Source organism: Microbacterium sp. F51-2R, assembly GCF_052180235.1.
GTDB lineage: Bacteria > Actinomycetota > Actinomycetes > Actinomycetales > Microbacteriaceae > Microbacterium.
Window position 1 is genome coordinate 3,677,050 of the sequence record NZ_CP197470.1, and the last position, 17,976, is coordinate 3,695,025.

The 17,976-nt window shown below is 69.5% G+C and carries 16 protein-coding genes and 1 tRNA gene; 13 read left to right on the top strand and 4 right to left on the bottom strand.

All coding sequences use genetic code 11. From position 1 onward, the window contains the following. Nucleotides 1-8: 8 nt before the first annotated feature. The 10 genes from ACSBPH_RS16135 to der are packed head-to-tail and all read left to right on the top strand — an operon-like array spanning nt 9 to nt 9,951. On the top strand, nt 9-1,739 hold the full coding sequence (locus ACSBPH_RS16135) for a CTP synthase (RefSeq protein ID WP_442577326.1): 1,731 nt from the start codon (nt 9-11) through the stop codon (nt 1,737-1,739). Further along, nucleotides 1,736-2,320: an NUDIX domain-containing protein gene (locus ACSBPH_RS16140; protein WP_442575327.1), complete on the top strand. Its 585-nt coding sequence runs from the start codon at nt 1,736-1,738 to the stop codon at nt 2,318-2,320. The genes ACSBPH_RS16135 and ACSBPH_RS16140 overlap by 4 nt, the downstream gene beginning before the upstream one ends. Before the next feature lie 18 nt (nt 2,321-2,338). Further along, complete coding sequence (gene xerD / locus ACSBPH_RS16145) at nt 2,339-3,304, top strand: site-specific tyrosine recombinase XerD (protein ID WP_442575328.1); 966 nt, start codon at nt 2,339-2,341, stop codon at nt 3,302-3,304. A 57-nt stretch (nt 3,305-3,361) separates the two neighbouring features. Beyond that, nucleotides 3,362-4,246, top strand: coding sequence for a ParA family protein (locus ACSBPH_RS16150; protein ID WP_442575329.1), 885 nt, complete (start codon nt 3,362-3,364; stop codon nt 4,244-4,246). Further along, a complete protein-coding gene (locus ACSBPH_RS16155; protein WP_442575330.1) occupies nt 4,230-5,045 on the top strand; it encodes a segregation and condensation protein A in 816 nt (271 codons plus the stop codon). The genes ACSBPH_RS16150 and ACSBPH_RS16155 overlap by 17 nt, the downstream gene beginning before the upstream one ends. Beyond that, nucleotides 5,035-5,652, top strand: coding sequence for an SMC-Scp complex subunit ScpB (scpB, locus tag ACSBPH_RS16160; RefSeq protein WP_442575331.1), 618 nt, complete (start codon nt 5,035-5,037; stop codon nt 5,650-5,652). The genes ACSBPH_RS16155 and scpB overlap by 11 nt, the downstream gene beginning before the upstream one ends. Before the next feature lie 55 nt (nt 5,653-5,707). Further along, on the top strand, nt 5,708-6,532 hold the full coding sequence (locus tag ACSBPH_RS16165; RefSeq protein ID WP_442575332.1) for a pseudouridine synthase: 825 nt from the start codon (nt 5,708-5,710) through the stop codon (nt 6,530-6,532). Next, nucleotides 6,529-7,638: a prephenate dehydrogenase gene (locus ACSBPH_RS16170; protein ID WP_442575333.1), complete on the top strand. Its 1,110-nt coding sequence runs from the start codon at nt 6,529-6,531 to the stop codon at nt 7,636-7,638. The genes ACSBPH_RS16165 and ACSBPH_RS16170 overlap by 4 nt, the downstream gene beginning before the upstream one ends. Then, nucleotides 7,631-8,425 carry a (d)CMP kinase gene (cmk, locus tag ACSBPH_RS16175; protein ID WP_442575334.1) on the top strand — a complete coding sequence of 265 codons (795 nt, stop codon included), beginning with the start codon at nt 7,631-7,633 and terminating at the stop codon, nt 8,423-8,425. The genes ACSBPH_RS16170 and cmk overlap by 8 nt, the downstream gene beginning before the upstream one ends. Beyond that, nucleotides 8,425-9,951, top strand: coding sequence for a ribosome biogenesis GTPase Der (gene der, locus ACSBPH_RS16180; RefSeq protein ID WP_442575335.1), 1,527 nt, complete (start codon nt 8,425-8,427; stop codon nt 9,949-9,951). The genes cmk and der overlap by 1 nt, the downstream gene beginning before the upstream one ends. A gap of 239 nt (nt 9,952-10,190) precedes the next feature. Here the strand turns inward: der and ACSBPH_RS16185 are convergent, their stop codons facing one another. Next, nucleotides 10,191-10,604, bottom strand: a complete 414-nt coding sequence (locus tag ACSBPH_RS16185) for a GNAT family N-acetyltransferase (RefSeq protein ID WP_442575336.1) — start codon at nt 10,602-10,604, stop codon at nt 10,191-10,193. A 397-nt stretch (nt 10,605-11,001) separates the two neighbouring features. Between ACSBPH_RS16185 and ACSBPH_RS16190 the strand changes: the two genes are divergently transcribed. Beyond that, nucleotides 11,002-11,901: an NUDIX domain-containing protein gene (locus ACSBPH_RS16190; protein ID WP_442575337.1), complete on the top strand. Its 900-nt coding sequence runs from the start codon at nt 11,002-11,004 to the stop codon at nt 11,899-11,901. Here ACSBPH_RS16190 and ACSBPH_RS16195 read toward each other — a convergent pair whose 3' ends face one another. From ACSBPH_RS16195 to ACSBPH_RS16205, 3 genes are read right to left on the bottom strand one after another with little or no spacing between them, the layout of a single operon-like run. Next, complete coding sequence (locus tag ACSBPH_RS16195) at nt 11,902-12,273, bottom strand: RNA-binding S4 domain-containing protein (RefSeq protein WP_442575338.1); 372 nt, start codon at nt 12,271-12,273, stop codon at nt 11,902-11,904. After that, a complete protein-coding gene (locus ACSBPH_RS16200) occupies nt 12,270-12,962 on the bottom strand; it encodes a lysoplasmalogenase (protein WP_442575339.1) in 693 nt (230 codons plus the stop codon). Before ACSBPH_RS16200 ends, ACSBPH_RS16195 begins: the two co-directional genes overlap by 4 nt. A gap of 31 nt (nt 12,963-12,993) precedes the next feature. Beyond that, nucleotides 12,994-13,575 carry a GNAT family N-acetyltransferase gene (locus ACSBPH_RS16205; protein ID WP_442575340.1) on the bottom strand — a complete coding sequence of 194 codons (582 nt, stop codon included), beginning with the start codon at nt 13,573-13,575 and terminating at the stop codon, nt 12,994-12,996. 126 nt (nt 13,576-13,701) lie between these two features. Between ACSBPH_RS16205 and ACSBPH_RS16210 the strand changes: the two genes are divergently transcribed. Both ACSBPH_RS16210 and ACSBPH_RS16215 read left to right on the top strand, forming a co-directional pair. Next, nucleotides 13,702-13,778: transfer RNA gene (locus ACSBPH_RS16210), tRNA-Pro, on the top strand. A gap of 695 nt (nt 13,779-14,473) precedes the next feature. After that, the gene (locus ACSBPH_RS16215) at nt 14,474-17,587 is read left to right on the top strand and encodes a glycosyl hydrolase (protein ID WP_442575341.1); all 3,114 of its coding nucleotides are present in this window, start codon (nt 14,474-14,476) and stop codon (nt 17,585-17,587) included. Nucleotides 17,588-17,976: the final 389 nt, after the last annotated feature.

A 17,976-nucleotide genomic window follows, 5' to 3' on the forward strand; every position in this document is an offset into this window, starting at 1 on the left:
AGCCCGTGATGCAGACTTCTGACGTAGCGGGATCCAGTACTTCGAACGACACCACCAGACACATCTTCGTGACGGGCGGTGTCGTTTCGTCGTTGGGGAAGGGTCTCACCGCGGCGAGCCTCGGCAATCTGCTCACGGCGCGCGGTCTGCGCGTGGTCATGCAGAAGCTCGACCCGTACCTCAACGTGGATCCCGGGACGATGAACCCGTTCCAGCACGGCGAGGTCTTCGTGACCGACGACGGCGCCGAGACCGACCTCGACATCGGCCACTACGAGCGCTTCCTCGACATCGAGCTGAGCCAGGCCGCCAACGTCACGACCGGCCAGATCTACTCGCAGGTCATCGCGCGCGAGCGGCGTGGCGAGTACCTCGGCGACACCGTGCAGGTCATTCCGCACATCACCGACGAGATCAAGCGGCGCATGCGCCTGCAGGCCGACGAGTCGCCCAAGCCCGACGTCATCATCACCGAGATCGGCGGCACGGTCGGCGACATCGAGTCGCAGCCCTTCATCGAGTCGGCGCGCCAGATCCGTCACGAGCTCGGTCGCGGCAACGTCTTCTTCGTGCACGTCTCGCTCGTGCCGTTCATGGGCGCGTCCGGCGAGCAGAAGACCAAGCCGACGCAGCACTCGGTCGCGGCACTGCGCAGCATCGGCATCCAGCCCGACGCCCTCGTGCTGCGAAGCGACCGGCCCGTCACCGAGGCGAACAAGCGCAAGATCGCCCTCATGTGCGACGTCGACGAAGGCGCGGTCGTCAACGCCGTCGATGTCCCGTCGATCTACGACATCCCCTCCATGCTCAACGAGCAGGGCCTCGACGACTACATCGTGCGAGCCCTCGGCCTCGGCAAGGCGGAGGACGTCGACTGGTCGCGCTGGCAGCGGGTGCTCAACGCGGTCCACAACCCGAAGCACGAGGTCACGATCGGTCTCGTCGGCAAGTACATCGACCTTCCCGACGCGTACCTCAGCGTGACCGAGGCGCTCAAGGCCGGCGGCTTCGCGCAGGAGACCCACGTCAACATCCGCTGGATCCCCTCGGACGAGTGCGAGACGCCCGAAGGCGCCGAGCGCGCCCTCGCGCCGCTCGACGGCATCGTGATCCCGGGCGGCTTCGGCATCCGCGGGATCGAGGGCAAGATCGGCGCCCTGAAGTTCGCGCGCGAGCAGGGCATCCCGACCCTCGGCATCTGCCTCGGCCTGCAGTGCATCGTCATCGAGTACGCGCGTCACGTCGCCGGCATCGAGGACGCGTCGTCGAGCGAGTTCGACCCCGACACCGAGCACCCCGTCATCGCGACGATGGAGGAGCAGGTCGACATCCTCGACCGCGGCGACCTGGGCGGCACGATGCGTCTCGGCCTCTACCCGGCGGAGCTGCTCGAGGGATCGATCGCGGCCGAGGTCTACGGCTCGGCCTCCGCGTCGGAGCGGCACCGTCACCGCTACGAGGTGAACAACCGCTACCGCGACCGGATCGCGGAGGCGGGCCTGGTCTTCTCGGGCATCAACCCCGACCTCGACCTCGTCGAGTACGTCGAGCTTCCGCGCGAAGTGCACCCGTACTACATCGCGACGCAGGCCCACCCCGAGCTCCGCTCGCGTCCGACCGATGCCAACCCGCTGTTCCGCGGCCTCGTCGGCGCGGCGCTCGAGCGGCACCGTGCGAGCGAGCTGTTCGACGTAGACGAGACGGGCGAGCCGACGCTCGCGGCAGGACCCGTCGCGTGACGGCCGGCGCGCCGGCGGACGACCTCCGCGACGAGCCGGTCGACCCCGACGTCGTCTCCAGCGACGTCGTCTACGACGGTGTCGTGTGGGACGTCCGCCGTGACACGTTCCGTTACAACGGCGACGAGATCATCCGCGAGTACGTCGATCACACCGGCGCCGCGGCGATCGTCGCGATCGACGACGACGGGAAGGTGCTGCTCATCCAGCAGTACCGTCACCCGATCCGCCACCGCGACTGGGAGATCCCGGCGGGCCTGCTCGATGTGACGGGGGAGTCGCCGCTCGAGACCGCGCAGCGCGAGCTCAAGGAGGAGGCCGATCTCACGGCATCCGATTGGGAGCCCCTCGTCAGCATCTTCACGACCCCCGGGGGCAACGACGAGGTGGTGCACCTCTTCCTCGCCCGCGGGCTCTCGCCGATCGCCGAGGCGCATGCGCGTGAGGCCGAGGAGGCCGACATCCGCGTCGAGTGGGTGCCGCTTCAGGATGCCGTGACCGGCGTCCTCGAGGGCCGCCTGCGAAACGGCATCCTGGCGGCGGGAGTGCTGGCGGCGGCCGAGAAGCTCCGCCGGGGCTGAGCGGGCGGAGCACGAGCGATGCGCCTCGAACGTGCCGTCGACGCCTACCTGCGTCACGTCTCGATCGAGCGCGGCCTGTCGGACAACACCGTCGCCGCCTACCGGCGCGATCTCGAGGGCTACCTCCAGTGGCTCGCCGAGCGCGGGATCTCCGACTCGGATGCCGTGACCCCGGCCGTCGTGGCCGAGTTCGCGGCCGCGCGGGCCTCCGCGCTCCCTCGACCCGCGGCATCCAGTCTCGCCCGCCTGCAGTCGTCGGTGCGGGGACTCCACCGCTTCCTCGCTCGGGAGGGGATCGAGGCCGACGACCCCTCGTCGCGGCTCAAGCCGCCGAAGCTGCCCCAGCGCCTCCCGAAAGCGCTGACGATCGATCAGGTCGAGAGGCTGCTGGATGCCTCGGGCCCGGCGCCCGCCGATCCGGCGACCGATCCGGCGACCGGTTCGGGGCAGGGCGCGGGAGCGGGCGGCGTCGACATCGTGGCGCTCCGCGACCGGGCGCTCCTCGAACTGCTGTACGCCACCGGCGCGCGGGTGTCGGAGGCGGTGCAGCTCGATGTGGACGACCTCGCGACCGGCGATGTGCTGCGCGTGCGCGGCAAGGGTTCGAAGGAGCGGATCGTGCCGGTGGGCTCGTATGCCCGCGCGGCGCTCGAGGCCTATCTGACGCGCTCACGGCCCGAGCTCTCGCGTCGCGGCGCGGCATCCCCCCGGCTCTTCCTGGGTGCGCGCGGCGCACCGCTTTCGAGGCAGAGCGCATGGCTCGTCATCCGTCACGCCGCCGACCGCGCGCAGCTGACGGCGCACGTCTCTCCGCATACGCTCCGCCATTCGTTCGCGACGCACCTCCTGCAGGGCGGGGCGGACGTCAGGGTCGTGCAGGAGCTGCTCGGACACGCGTCGGTCGCGACGACCCAGATCTACACTCATGTCTCGGTCGATGCGCTGCGAGATGTGTACGCGACCTCGCACCCGCGGGCGCGCTGAAACGGGCCGCAGCGCGCGTGGTCGCTAGAATCGACCAAGCAAGAGTCAGGAGTGTCGGTGACGGGCAACAAGAGGGGTGCAGTGAAGGCCTCGAAGGACGACACACCCATCGGACCCACCGGTCGCCCCTATCAGGGCTTTCCGACGCCCCCGAAGCTCGCTTCGCACGGTCCGGCGCGCATCATCGCCCTCTGCAACCAGAAGGGCGGCGTCGGCAAGACGACGACGACGATCAACCTCGCGGCGTCGCTCGCGCAGTACGGGCGCAAGGTTCTCGCCGTGGACTTCGACCCGCAGGGTGCGCTGTCGGCGGGCCTCGGCATCCAGACCCATGACGTGCCGACCATCTACGATCTGCTGATCGACTCGAAGCGCGACCCGCGCGACACCGTCATCGAGACGTCTGTCGAGAATCTCGACGTCATCCCCGCCAACATCGACCTCTCGGCCGCCGAAGTTCAGCTCGTCAACGAGGTCGCGCGCGAGACGATCCTGTCGCGGGTGCTTCGCAAGGTCTCGGGCGATTACGACGTCATCCTCATCGACTGCCAGCCGTCGCTCGGCCTGCTGACCGTCAACGCGCTCACGGCGAGCCACGGCGTCCTCATCCCGCTCGAGTGCGAGTTCTTCGCGCTGCGCGGTGTGGCGCTGCTCATCGAGACGATCGACAAGGTGCGCGACCGCCTCAACCCCACGATCACGCTCGACGGGCTGCTCGCGACGATGTACGACCCGCGCACGCTCCACTCCCGCGAAGTGCTCGAACGCGTCGTCGAGGCATTCGGCGACGACGTGCTCGAGACGGTGATCGGACGAACGGTGAAGTTCCCGGATGCCTCGGTGTCGGGCATGCCGATCACCGAATTCGCGCCGGAGCACGCGGCCGCCCAGGCCTACCTGCGACTGGCGCGGGAGCTGGTCGCCCGTGGCGCCGTCGCCTGAGGCCGACGAGCCCGGTGACCGGAGCTTCCGCGTCTCGCTCGGCGTGTTCGACGGCCCGTTCGACCTCCTCCTGACCCTCATCTCGAAGCACGAGCTCGACATCACCGAGGTCGCCCTGTCGAAGGTGACCGACGAGTTCATCGCCTATCTGCGCGACCTCGGGCCCGAGGAGGAGCTCGAACAGGCCTCCGAGTTCCTCGTGGTGGCAGCGACCCTCCTCGACATGAAGGTCGCGGGGCTGCTGCCGCAGGGCGAGCTCGTCGACGCCGAGTCGGTCGCGCTGCTCGAGGCGCGCGACCTGCTCTTCGCGCGCCTGCTCCAGTACCGCGCCTTCAAGGAGGTGTCGGCGTGGTTCGAGCGGTGCATTCGCCGCGAGGACCGGCGTCACACGCGCTCCGTCCGCCTCGACGAGAAGTACCGCCGCGCCGTGCCCGAACTCGTCTGGGCGCTCACCGTCGACGACTTCGCCGCCCTGGCGCTCCTCGCCTTCACGCCGAAGGAGATCCCGCAGGTCGGGCTCGACCACCTGCACGCGCCGCTCGTGAGCATCCGCGAGCAGGCCGCCGTGGTCGTGACGCTACTGCGCGGGGCCGGCACGCTGAGCTTCCGCGACCTCATCGCGGGGGTCTCGCAGCCCGGGGTCGTCGTCGCCCGCTTCCTCTCCGTCCTCGAGCTCTACCGGCACGCGGCGCTGTCTTTCGAGCAGCTCGAGCCGCTCGGGGAGCTCACCCTGCGCTGGACCGCCGACCGGTGGTCCGACGAGAATCTCGCGACCCTGGGGGCCGACTATGACCGATGACGTTTCCGGCACGACCGCCGAGCACGAGGCTGGTGAGCAGGCGACGGATGCCACGGCCTCCGTCGCCCGCCGGCTCGAGGCGATCCTGCTGGTCGTCGAGGAGCCGCAGAGCCTCGTCGCCCTCGCCACGGCGGTCGGTGCCCCCGTGCCCGCCGTCCGGCAGGCGATCGAAGGGCTCGTCGAGGACTACGACGGGCTCGCGGGCGGACCGCGACGCGGGTTCGAGCTGCGCGAGGTCGGGGGAGGGTGGCGCCTCTACGTGCGCGAGGAGCACGACGACCTCGTCTCGGAGTTCGTCAACTCGCAGGCGCCGTCGCGGCTCTCCCAGGCGGCGCTCGAGACGCTCGCCGTGATCGCGTACAAGCAGCCCGTGACGCGCGGCCAGGTCGCGTCGATCCGCGCCGTCAACGTCGACTCCGTCGTGCGGACGCTTCTCGCGCGCGGCCTCATCACCGAGGCCTTCACCGACCCCGACACGGGCGCGATCCACTATGGGACGACCGAGGCGCTGCTGGTGAACCTCGGAATCAACTCACTCGACGAGCTGCCGCACATCTCGCCGCTCCTCGACGACGGCGCGGACGGCTTCGAGGAGATCGTCCGATGATGGCCGATCGGTCGAGGGGAGTCACGGTGATGCTGAAGAAGAAGGGGTCCGTCCGATGACCGACGGTTTCGAGTCGCCGGAAGGCGTGCGGCTGCAGAAGGTGCTCGCGAACGCCGGCGTGGCCTCGCGCCGCGTCGCCGAGGAGCTCATCGTCCAAGGCCGCGTGCGGGTCAACGGCGTCGTCGTGACCGAGCTCGGCTCGCGCATCGACCCCGAGAACGACCTCGTCGACGTCGACGGCACCGCCGTGCAGCTCGACCAGTCCAAGCGCTACGTCATGCTCAACAAGCCTCGCGGCATCGTGAGCTCGATGAAGGACGACCGGGGCCGACCCGACCTCCGTCAGTACACGCGCGAGTGGCCGGAACGGCTCTACAACGTCGGACGACTGGATGCCGACACCAGCGGACTCCTCGTGCTCACCAACGACGGAGAGCTCGCGCACGTGCTGGCCCACCCCTCGTTCGGCGTGACCAAGGTCTACATCGCCAAGGTCGAGGGGCGCGTGACGCCGCAGACGATCCAGCGCCTGACCAAGGGCGTCGAGCTCGAGGACGGTCCGATCGCCGCCGACAAGGCACGTCTGCTGTCGAGCTCGGATGCCGGGGGCGAATCGCTCGTCGAGCTGACCCTCCACTCGGGCCGCAACCGCATCGTGCGACGCATGATGGCCGAGGTGGGGCATCCGGTCGTCGAACTCGTCCGCCGCCAATTCGGCCCTCTGCACCTGGGAACCCTCCCAGTGGGGCAGGCACGCGAGTTGACTAAGGTGGAACGCGGCGCGCTTCTCACTCTCGCGCGCCGTGACAGCGGCGCGACCGACACACCCTCGCGCCAGGCGACGGACGAGACGGCGCCGGGGGAGCAGGAGACACGGTGAGCGAGACGACCGGCGTGCTCTCGGCCCGCGTGACGGGCACTGTGCGCATCGTCGGCGCCGGCCTGCTCGGCTCGAGCATCGGCCATGCCCTCATGGCGCAGGGGGTCGACGTCGCGCTCGACGACACGTCGCCCGCCCAGCTGCGCCTCGCCGTCGACTACGGCGCCGGGCGTCCGGCCCGCGCCGACGACGACCCCGTCCTCGTCGTGGTGGCCGTGCCGCCCGACGTCACGGCCGACGTCATCGAGCGCGAATTGGCCCGGTTCCCGCGGGCGGTGGTGACGGATGTCGCGAGCGTCAAGCTCGAGCCCCTGCTCGCCCTGCGCGAGCGCGGCGTGGATCTCCGACGCTACATCGGCTCGCACCCCCTCGCGGGTCGCGAGCGGGGCGGCGCCATCGCGGCCCGCGCCGACATCTTCATCGGACGACCCTGGGTCGTCTGCCGCGACGGCGAGACCTCGGCATCCGATCTCGCGATCGTGGAGGGCCTCGCGCTCGACCTCGGCGCGACGCCGATCGAGATGAGCCCCGAAGAGCACGATCGTGCCGTCGCGCTCGTCTCGCACGTGCCGCAGCTGGTCGCGAGCCTCCTCGCGGGCCGCTTCATCGACGCGCCCGACGGTTCGCTGCGCCTCGCCGGCCAGGGCGTGCGCGATACGACGCGGATCGCGGCATCCGCCCCCGAACTGTGGGTGCAGATCCTCGGCGCGAACTCGGCCCCGGTCGTCGACGTGCTCGACGCGCTCGCCGCCGATCTCTCCGCCGTCGCCGACGCCCTCCGCGCGCCCGAGGCGCCGGGCGCACGTCGCGCGGTGGCCGACACGATCCGCCGCGGCAACGACGGCGTCGAGCGCCTGCCCGGCAAGCACGGCCAGAACCGCCGCTTCGAAACCATCGTCGTCATGGTCGACGACACCCCCGGCCAGCTCGGCCGCCTCTTCGGCGAGCTCGGCGAGCTGGGCGTCAACGTCGAGGACCTGCGCCTGGAGCATTCGCCCGGCGCCCAATTCGGTCTCGCCGAGATCTCGGTCGTGCCGAGTGCCGTGCGCGGAGCCGTCGAGGGTCTCGAGGCCCGAGGCTGGAGGATTGCGAGTGTCAATGACTGAGATCTTCCGCCCGGCGGAGACCGCGGCTGTTGCCGCGCCCGTCGTCATCGCGATGGACGGCCCCGCCGGAAGCGGCAAGTCGAGCGTCGCGAAGCAGGTGGCCCGTGCCCTCGGCTACGGCTACCTCGACACCGGCGCTGCCTATCGTGCGCTCGCGTGGCATGCGCTCGCCCACGAGGCCGACACGTCCGACTCGAGCGCTGTCGTCGACATCGCGGGCGACTTCGAGTACGCGATCTCGCTCGACCCCGACGACTACTGGGTGAGGGTGGGTGCGACGGATGTCACCGCCGCGATCCGCGAACCGCGGGTGACGGATGCCGTGAGCGGCGTCGCGCGCGTCCCCGCCGTCCGCCAGGCGGTCAATGTGCTGTTCCGCTCGCTCATCGCCGGGTCCGGCCGGCCGGGGGTCGTCGTCGAGGGCCGCGACATCACGACCGTCGTGTCGCCCGACGCGCCGGTGCGCATCCTGCTGACGGCGGCTCCCGAGGTGCGCGCCGCCCGGCGGAGCGCCGAGCTCGACACGCACGATGCGGATTCGGTAGCCGAGGCCCTGCACAGGCGCGACGCGTCCGACTCGCAGGTCGTGGACTTCTTGACCGCCGCCCCCGGAGTGACGGTCGTCGATTCGACCGCGCTGGATTTCGACGCGACCGTCGAAGCGGTGCTCGATGTCGTGCGCACGACCCTGCGGGGTGAGCCGGCGGTTCCGGCAGCGGTTCCTGCGGCGCCGTCCGCGGATGAGCCGGTGCCCGCTGACGCAACGAAACATGAGGAGCGTGCCTGATGGGTGCTGAAGACGAAGAATACGAAGGCGGCCCCGACCACCTCGCGGAGCGCCTCGCCGACCTCGACGAGGGGTTGGCCGAACAGCGCGCCGAGGCGCTGCGCGCGTCGCTGGCGGAGTACGAGCTCGACGACGAAGACGCCGCGCTCCTCGCGGGCGTCACGCTCGGCGAAGACGGCATCGAGTTCCTGCCGGCCCTCCCGGTGGTCGCGATCGTCGGCCGCCCGAACGTGGGCAAGTCGGCGCTCGTCAACCGCATCCTCGGCCGTCGCGAGGCGGTCGTCGAAGACACTCCGGGCGTCACGCGCGACCGCGTGATGTACAAGGCCGAGTGGCTCGGCCGGCGCTTCACGCTCGTCGACACCGGCGGGTGGGAGCCCGACGCGCGCGGAATCGACCGTTCCGTCGCGGCCCAGGCCGAGGTCGCCATCGACCTCTCCGACGTCGTGCTCTTCGTCGTCGACGCCATGGTCGGGGCGACCTCGACCGACGAGCACGTCGTGAGGCTCCTGCGCAAGAGCGGCAAGCCGGTCTTCCTCGTCGCGAACAAGATCGACGACGCGCGCCAGGAGCCCGAAGCGGCGGCCCTGTGGAACCTCGGCCTCGACCAGCCCTGGCCCGTCTCGGCCATCCACGGCCGCGGCGTCGCCGACCTGCTCGACGAGGTCATGAAGGTGCTGCCGGAGATCTCGGCGGTGGCCAAGCAGGAGATCGGCGGACCCCGCCGCGTCGCCATCCTCGGGCGCCCGAACGTCGGCAAGTCGTCGCTGCTCAACAAGGCGGCGGGCGAAGAGCGCGTCGTCGTCAACGAGCTGGCCGGCACGACTCGCGACCCCGTCGATGAGATCGTGGAGCTCGGCGGCAAGCTGTGGCGCTTCGTCGACACCGCCGGCATCCGTCGCCGGGTGCACCTGCAGCAGGGCGCCGACTTCTACGCGTCGCTGCGCACGTCGGCCGCGCTCGAGAAGGCCGAGGTCGCCGTCGTCGTGCTCGACGTGAGCGAGACGCTCAGCGAGCAGGACATCCGCATCATCGACCTCGTGCTCGAGTCGGGCCGCGCGCTCGTGCTGGCGTTCAACAAGTGGGATCGTCTCAACGACGACGACATGGAGAACATCGACCGTCGCCGCTACCTCGAGCGCGAGATCGAGCAGGATCTGGCGCACGTCGCATGGGCGCCGCGCGTGAACATCTCGGCGCGCACCGGTCGCCACCTCGACAAGCTCGTCCCGGCCCTCGAGACGGCGCTGACCTCGTGGGATCAGCGCATCCCCACGGGCAAGTTCAACGCGTTCCTGGCCGAGCTCGTCGCCGAGCACCCGCACCCCGTCCGTGGCGGCAAGCAGCCGCGCATCCTGTTCGGCACGCAGGCCGCGACGCGTCCTCCGACATTCGTGCTCTTCACGACCGGATTCCTCGACCAGGGCTACCGCCGCTTCATCCAGCGCCGGCTCCGCGAGCTGTTCGGCTTCGAAGGATCGCCGATCGTCATCAACATGCGGGTGCGCGAGCGCCGGCAGCGCTGACGGTTGTCTTCGAGGACGGATGCCGCGCGGCATCCGCCCTCATCGGCGTTGCGCGGGGCCGTCGCTGTTGCCGTCGGCGTTGTGGTGTCGCCGCTGGGTCGGGGTTCCGGTGTCGCCGCTGGCTTGGGGTTGAGTGTGGAGGCTGGCGCGTCGCTGTCGTCGAGGCGCGGCGGCGTGGCGACTGTCGCAGCGTCGCCGTGTCGGCGCCGGCTCGGCGTGGTCGTGGGGCTATCGCAGGGCTATCGCTGGGCGGCGGGGCGCACCATCGCCGTCTCGTCGGGCGCGCCGAAGCCGAAGCGCTCGTACAGGGTGTGCGCGTCGCGCGTGAAGAGCGTCCAGCGGAAGCCGGCGCCCGGACCGTCGTCGATCATGAGTGAGAGCATCCGCCGGGCGACGCCCTGTCCGTTGTGCTCGGCGCGCACGTACACGTCGGCGAGATAGGCGAAGTTGACCCCGTCCGAGACAGCCCGCGCGAAGCCGACCTGGTCGCCCGTATCGCGGCGGTAGACGCCGACGACGCGCCACGCGGAGGTGAGCTGGGCCTCGAAGTCAGCGCGCGTGCGCGTCGTGCCCCAATAGGCCTCCGTCGAGAGCCATTGCCAGACGGCGTCGACCTGGATGCGGGATGGATCGTCGTCGAACTCGAATTCCATCGGGCCATTCTTTCCCTTCGCGCAGGCGTCTCGGGGTCGCGGCGCCGGGCCGCACGAGGACGGGTGGACCGGCCTTGGCGTTCACAACTCCGGAAGATGGGTGGTGGATGGGCCGTGCCGCGGCGTGTCGGGCCGATCGGGCGCGGTTTCTCCGGAGTTGTGAACCGGGGCGGCCCGCACCCGGGCGGGCAGCCCGAGCCGATGCCGAGGGGGGACGAGGGCGGGTCGGCCGGGGCCGGCGTTCACAACTCCGGAAAATGGGTGGTGGATGGGCCGTGCCGCGGCGTGTCGGGCCGATCGGGCGCGGTTTCTCCGGAGTTGTGAACCGGAGCCGGGCCGCACCCGGCCGATCGGCGGAGCCGGCGCCGAGCCGCGGGCGGTGTGACAGGCTGGATGGGTGACGATCGAGCCTCCCGCACCCGGTGAGCCACGGCGCCCGCACGGCCCGCGCGATCCCGGCGATGCGTGGGTCGTCGCGCCCGACGGGTCGCGCTACTGGGGCAGATTCGGGGCCGCCGGGCTGCTCGCCGTCGACTCCGACCGTCGGGTGCTGTTGCAGCACCGCGTGACGTGGAGCCACTTCGGCGACACGTGGGCGCTCCCCGGCGGTGCTCGGCACGAGGGCGAGTCGGCGTGCGACGGAGCGTTGCGTGAGGCGGCGGAGGAGGCGGGTGTTCCGGATGCCGCGATCCGCCCGCGCCTGCTGAGCGTGCTCGATCTCGGCTACTGGAGTTACACGACCCTCGTCGGCGACGTCGTGACGCCGTTCGAACCGGAGATCTCGGACCCGGAGAGTCACGAGCTTGCCTGGGTGCCCGAGAACGAGGTCGCCGAACGGCCGCTCCACCCCGGGTTCGCGGACTCGTGGGCGGCGCTCGAGCCGCTCCTCGGCGTGCGACCGGCGGTCGTGGTCGACGCCGCGAACGTCGTCGGCTCTGTCCCCGACGGCTGGTGGCGCGACCGGGTCGGCGCCGCCGAACGGCTCCTGTCACGGATCGGCGAGCTCACGGCCACGGGGATCAGCGCGAGCGCCCTCGACCTTCCGGAGCACACCTGGTTTCCCGAGTGGGCGGTGGTCGTCGAGGGTCAGGCCCGTGCCGCCGCGTCGACGGCCTCCGTCGAGGTGGTGCGGGCCGAGGCATCCGGAGACGACGCGATCGTGCACGAGACCGATCGGCTCGTCGCGGCGGGCAGGCAGGTGACGGTCGTCACCAGCGACCGGGAGCTTGCGCAGCGGGTGACGGATGCCGGGGCATCCGTCCGCGGCACGCGCTGGCTGCTCGATCTGCTCCCGTGATCACTCGCGGCCGCGGAGTCGGTCGATATCGCGCCGTTCGCGCTTCGTCGGACGGCCGGCGCCGCGATCTCGAACCGGCACGAACGCGGTCATCTCGCGGGGCGGTGGGGGAGGCGTCTTGTCTTCGACGGCCTCGGCGGCGACGGCTGCCCCGACGCGCTTGGTGATGGGCTGCTTGACCACGAGGATCCGATCGAAGCCGGCGATCCGCACGCGCAGCTCGTCGCCGGGACGCACCGGCTGGGCAGCCTTCGCACGGTCGCCGTTCACGCGTACATGCCCCGCACGGCATGCCGTCGTCGCGGCCGAGCGGGTCTTGTAGACGCGCACCGCCCAGAGCCAGGCGTCGACGCGGGCCGAGGCATCCGTCATGCCGTCTCGACCTCCGGGATCCGGCGCGTGCGCAGTCGATCTGCGACGACGACGCCTGCCGCGATGAGCCCCTGACCGAGGCAGTACGTGATCATGACGAGGGGGCTCGTCCAGTCGGGCATCGCGTCGGGCGTGAAGAGGCGGAACGCGAGGATCGTGTCTGAGGCGAGGAAGAACGCGCCGCCCCACGCGATGAGCGGATGGCACCGGGATGCCGCGGCCGCGGTTCCCCCGAGCACGAGGCCGTAGATCGCGACCGGGATGAGGAGCGCGCCGAGGGTCGGCCAGAGGATGAGAAGCAGGCCGACCCACCAGAGGCCGTAGACCGACGACCACAGTGGGAGCGGCCGCACCGCGAGGGTGCGCCAGAAGAGCCAGATGTAGCAGAGGTGCGCGAGGCCGAACCAGAGGAGCATCATCGGCAATTCAGGCGCGAAGGGGAAGAACGTGCCGGCACCGTCGCCGAGCCACGAGAAGGCGATCGCGAGGAACAGGAGCCGGTAGGTCAGGCCCCAGCTCGACCCGCGACCGGCCCAGAGCACACCGATCGCGAGGAGTGGCATGAGCAGGAGCTTGGTCGGCGCGGCGATGGCATCGACGCCGGCGGCGAGCGCTGCGACGTGGATGACGGCGACCGCGCCGTAGAGCGCGAAGCCCCACCACCAGCGAGCGGGAGCAAGGGGTGACACGTGGTCAATCGTAGGTCGCCCCCTCGCCCGATCAGGTGAGGGCGAGGCTGACGACGGGACGATCTGGCTTCTGCCGCGCCACCTCGCGGAAGCCGGCGCTCTCGAACGTGCTGAGCAGACCGTGGTAGAGGTCGTTGACCGGATGCGTGCCGACGCTGCCGTCGATCGGGTACGCCTCGATGACCCGTGCCCCGCCCTTTCGAGCGAAGTCGATCGCCGCGGCGAGCAGCTCAGCGTTGAGGCCCTGGCCGCGGTGCTCCTTGCGGACGACGAAGCAGCTCACGCTCCAGACCGAGGCGTCGTCGAGCGGCTCCTCGGTAGCGGTGACGATCGCTCGCGTTCGCCCGATGCGCCGCTGCAGCGTGCGCGGGCCGATCCGCACCCAACCGGCCGCTTCGCCGTCGACGTACGCGACGAGGCCCGGCGGGGGACCCGCGGCGATCTCCTGCTCGAACAGGTCTCGCCGCTCGGACTGATCCGTGCGGGTGAAATCGGCGTTCGTGAGCGTCCACCACTGGCACTGGCAGCTGCGGCCGTCGCCGCCCGCGTCGAAGACATGCTCGGCATCGTCGAAGCGGTCGGATGTCGCGGGCTCGATCGTGATGGTCGGCATGGGGTGAAGGTACCGGCGCCCTCCGACACCGGGCAAGGGCGTGGCGCGCCCGGCGCCGCCGCTGGTTCGCGAGGGCTCCGGCGAGCGGGTAGGATGGGGGAGTTGTCCGCGCGTGAGCGGGGGCATCGGGATGTGGCGCAGCTTGGTAGCGCACTTGACTGGGGGTCAAGGGGTCGCAGGTTCAAATCCTGTCATCCCGACCAAAGAGTCCCGGGAACCTGAGGGTTCCCGGGACTTCTTAGTCGGTGAGACTTGACCACGTCATCGCAATGCCATCGAATTGACCGCTCTGGCGCCCTCTCGCGGCCCGAAGCCTCGACTGACTCGGCTTCGCTCCGGTTGCTTCCGAACGGTGGGGTGACCTCGTGCGCACCTTCTCGATATGGACGCCGTAGGCAATTTGATCCTCGAGCTCTGGGGCCTGGAGAGACTCCTCGACATCAAATGAGCTCGCGGCATACCTGCGCGTCCCCGTGTCGACCATCTACGAGTGGCGGACCAAGGGACAGGCCCGCCCGCACACCATTACGGCAAGCCCCTGACGTTCGCCGCCTCGGATGTGCCAGGGCGCGAGGTTCTGGGCATATTCGCGCTGGAATGCGAGGGGTCCCGGCCGCGCCGTTCGCCAAGGTCGTGCAACAGTCCGTTCCGGTCAACTCGTCATCATCGACGAAGCGTCCCTCGCCAGCACCCTGACGCTTGATCGCATGTGAACGGAAGCGATGCACGCGGGTGTGAAGGTCCTCCTGTTGGCGACTAACCAAACCACGTGATGATCGCGCGCGAAATCGGTGTTCCACATGACGCCAAGTCGCAGTCCGGCGGCAGGCGGTGCCGAGCGCGCCGGACCGCCCACGACAGACAGAACTGCTTGACAAGGTAGTCAGGCTGACTCATAGTGAGACTGCCTGAATCGATTCAGGTGATCGGCGTCAGTTTCGCCGAACGGTCGATGACGATTGGATCAGCGATGCCTTCGAGTAACACACGTTCGCGAGCCGCGTTGGGGGTGGTGGCCGTCGCAGCTCTTGCGGCAGCCTCCCTCGCCACGCTGTCCTGGAGCGCAGTTGCCGCGCCCCCACCTGCCGCGCGGGCGACCGGTGAGGAGGTCACGGCGCTGACTGCGGCCACCTTCGCAACTCCACCGCAGACGGATCAGCCGTGGGTGCGGTGGAACTTCCCCCCAGCGACGGCAGCCATCGCACAGCTGCAGGCCGAGCTTCGGGACATGAAGAGGGTCGGCATCGCTGGTGTGGAGATCGGACAAGGTGGCGTGCCGACGAACGAACAGTTGGTTGCCGTCCTCACCGAAGCCAACGAACTCGGGATCACCGTGAGCCTCAAGGCCGGGGATGGCGATCCGGATGGGGACTACCCGGCCACGGACGACTACGCCAGGAAGACGCTCGCGTCGCACCAGACGGTTCTCGCGGCTGGGGCATCGCTGAACAACGCAGTGCCCGGGACGGGCACCATCGTCGCTGTGCTGGCCTACAAGTGCGCAGCGGACGGGTGCGCGTCGACCGACGGGTCGGTGCTCCTCGACCGCGGGTCCGCGCTGAATTTGACCTCGTCGCTCAGCCAGACCAACACCGGCGGCTATCTCGGTGGATCGACTGCTGGCACGCTCGTCTGGACGGCACCGCCAGGGACCGGAAGCTGGGCAATCATCACGGTGCGCGCCGTGCCATATGCATCTATGCCAGAAAACCTGAGCATCGAAGGAACCCAGCAGCTCATCGACGGTTACGAAGAATTCTGGAGCCCTGAAGTCAAGGCGCTGCTGAAGCTCAACGGTGGTGACGTCTTCGTCGACTCACACGCTAACGACCCGTGGGGCCTGCCCCAGGAACTCTGGAGCTCCAATCTCGCCGCCGAGTTCGAGGAGCGCCTCGGCTACGACGTGATCGACGTCCTCCCCGCACTGTTCGACCCCACCAACAACAACGCGCGCAGCGCGGCTCTCGACACCGACGCCTTCTATGAGTTCACCGACGGCTCGGGGGACCGGGTGCGCACAGATCATACCCGTCTGCGAACCGACCTCTTCATTGAGAACCGGATCCGGCCGTTCCAAGACTGGCTCGCCCGGTACAACCTGAAGCTGCGTATCCAGCCGGAGGACGCACCGCCGACCGCCGCCGTCGACCAGATCAAGGTCGCGCAGCATGTGGATCGTGTCGAACACGAGTCGCTCGCAGCGGGAGATCAGATCGACGTCTTCCGGCCCTTCGCCTCAGCGAATCACATGCTCGGGAAGACCTGGTACTCCACGGAGTGCTGCGCCGCGCGGTTCATGAGTTACGCGCAGACGTACCAGGACACCGTCATCCGCATGAACAAGGAGTATGCAGGAGGGGTCACAAAGCTCGTTTACCACGTGTACTCGCACAGCGAGGGCGCGAACTCCACGTGGCCCGGCTTCCACAACTTCGGCAAGGCCGGCTTCTCCAACGCGTGGAACGCCAGCCAGCCCTTCTGGGAGGACGCGCCCGCGGTGAACGCCTACTTCTCCCGGAACCAGCAGGTGCTGACCCAGGGCACGGCGAAGGTAGACGTGGCCGTTTACATGGACAACTTCTCCTATCCGCAGCCCTGGGGGCAGCTCTCGGCGAACGGATGGGGAATCGATAACCACCGCTTCTGGCAGGACCTCTCGCTCCAGCGCGCCGGCTACACGTGGGACTACCTGAACAACAGCCTGCTCGAACTGCCGAACGCTCGCGTCGAGCGGGGAGTGCTGGCCGCTGACGGACCGGGCTATCGCGCGTTCATCTTCGACGGCACGCAGGGACCCGACACCAATAGTGCCCGCGGGGACTTGACGGTCGAGGCGGCCCGAAAGATCCTCGAGTTCGCCAACGCCAAGCTCCCCGTCGTGTTCGTCGGTCCGCTGCCACAGCAGGTCCCCGGTGACGACCCGGCCGCTGACGCGACCCTGGACGGGCTCGTCCGGGAGATCCTCGCCCGGAAGTCCGTTCATCGGGTCGCTGACCAAGCGGCGGTGCCCGAGCTCCTCGAGCGCCTCGGCGTCACCCCCGCGTTCAACCCGGCCGAAGAGTCCAGCCTCATGAGCGTGCGACGGTCCGATGCCGCGACGGCCACCGAGTACTACTACGTGTACAACCAGGGCATCGACCAGGTCGAACCTGTCTCGGCGCGCAACGCGTACGACGGGACCCCGGAGAACATCTTCGAGGAACCAGAGGCGTGTCGCGCCGCGATCGGCGCACCGTGCACGAAGTCCGGCAGCGCGGTGACGACGACGGTGAAGCTTCGCGGGATCGGCGTCCCGTACGTGCTCGACTCCTGGACCGGCCAGATCACACCCGTGGCCGACTACCAGCGCACGCCCGACGGTGTCGAGGTGACGGTCGATCTCGCCGCCGACGACACCACGATCTTCGCACTCGCCAAGAAGCACGACCGCTTCGGGGACCACCTCCTGACACGGCGCCCCGCCGCCTCGTCGACGACGATGCCGGCTCCGATCGACCTGACGACGGCCCGCTGGCAGCTGGACGCCGAGGATTGGCAGCCCGACGCGCCGTACGGGACGACCGGTGCGGCGGGAGCCGCGACCAAGAAGGTCCCGGTATCCGTCCAACTCGACAGGCTCAAGGCGTGGCCGGAGATTCCGGAGCTGGTGAATGCGTCGGGCGTGGGTACCTACCGAACCAGCATCGATCTCCCGGCCGCGAGGATCGCGGCCTACAACACGATCCTCAACCTCGGGCAGGTCACCGACACCGTGAGCCTCAAGGTGAACGGAATCGAGGTCCCGGTGAATCAGATCGACCCTCGTGTTGACATCTCCCACCACGTCCGCGCCGGCGCGAATACGCTCGAAGTCCGCGTCGCCACAACGCTGAACAACAGGCTCGCAACTCTGGACGTCGCGCCGACCGGCTCGGTGAAGGCCCGCGGGCTCATCCAGAACTACGGTCTTATCGGACCGGTCAGCATCACAGCGACCGAACCGCTGACCCCCGAACGGGGCAACCGCAAGTGAGCGTGAGGAGCGGCGCCCTCCGCTGACGGACGAGTGGCGGGGCGGGATGCGACGCCATCGCATCCCGCCCTCGCCGTGCAGCAGCTCGACCGAGTGGTCACGTCGATCGGCCTACCGCCCGGGAACGGATCTCATCGCAGGGAGCCCGGTGCATTCGCGGTCCGCTCAACACCCCGACTGGAGCCCTCCACGAGCGAGCGACGACCAACAACGGCGCCCGATCCCAGCGGCTGGTACGTATTCGGCTGGGTCATCGGCATATTGATCGACTTCCTGATCCTGTTCAGGATGATCCGAAGAGCGGCTCTCTCGCCCCTCGCTGAGGTCCGGCGGCGCGTGGCATACGAGCAACACATCAGGGTCGTCGAAGCCCACTCGGACCGTGGCCA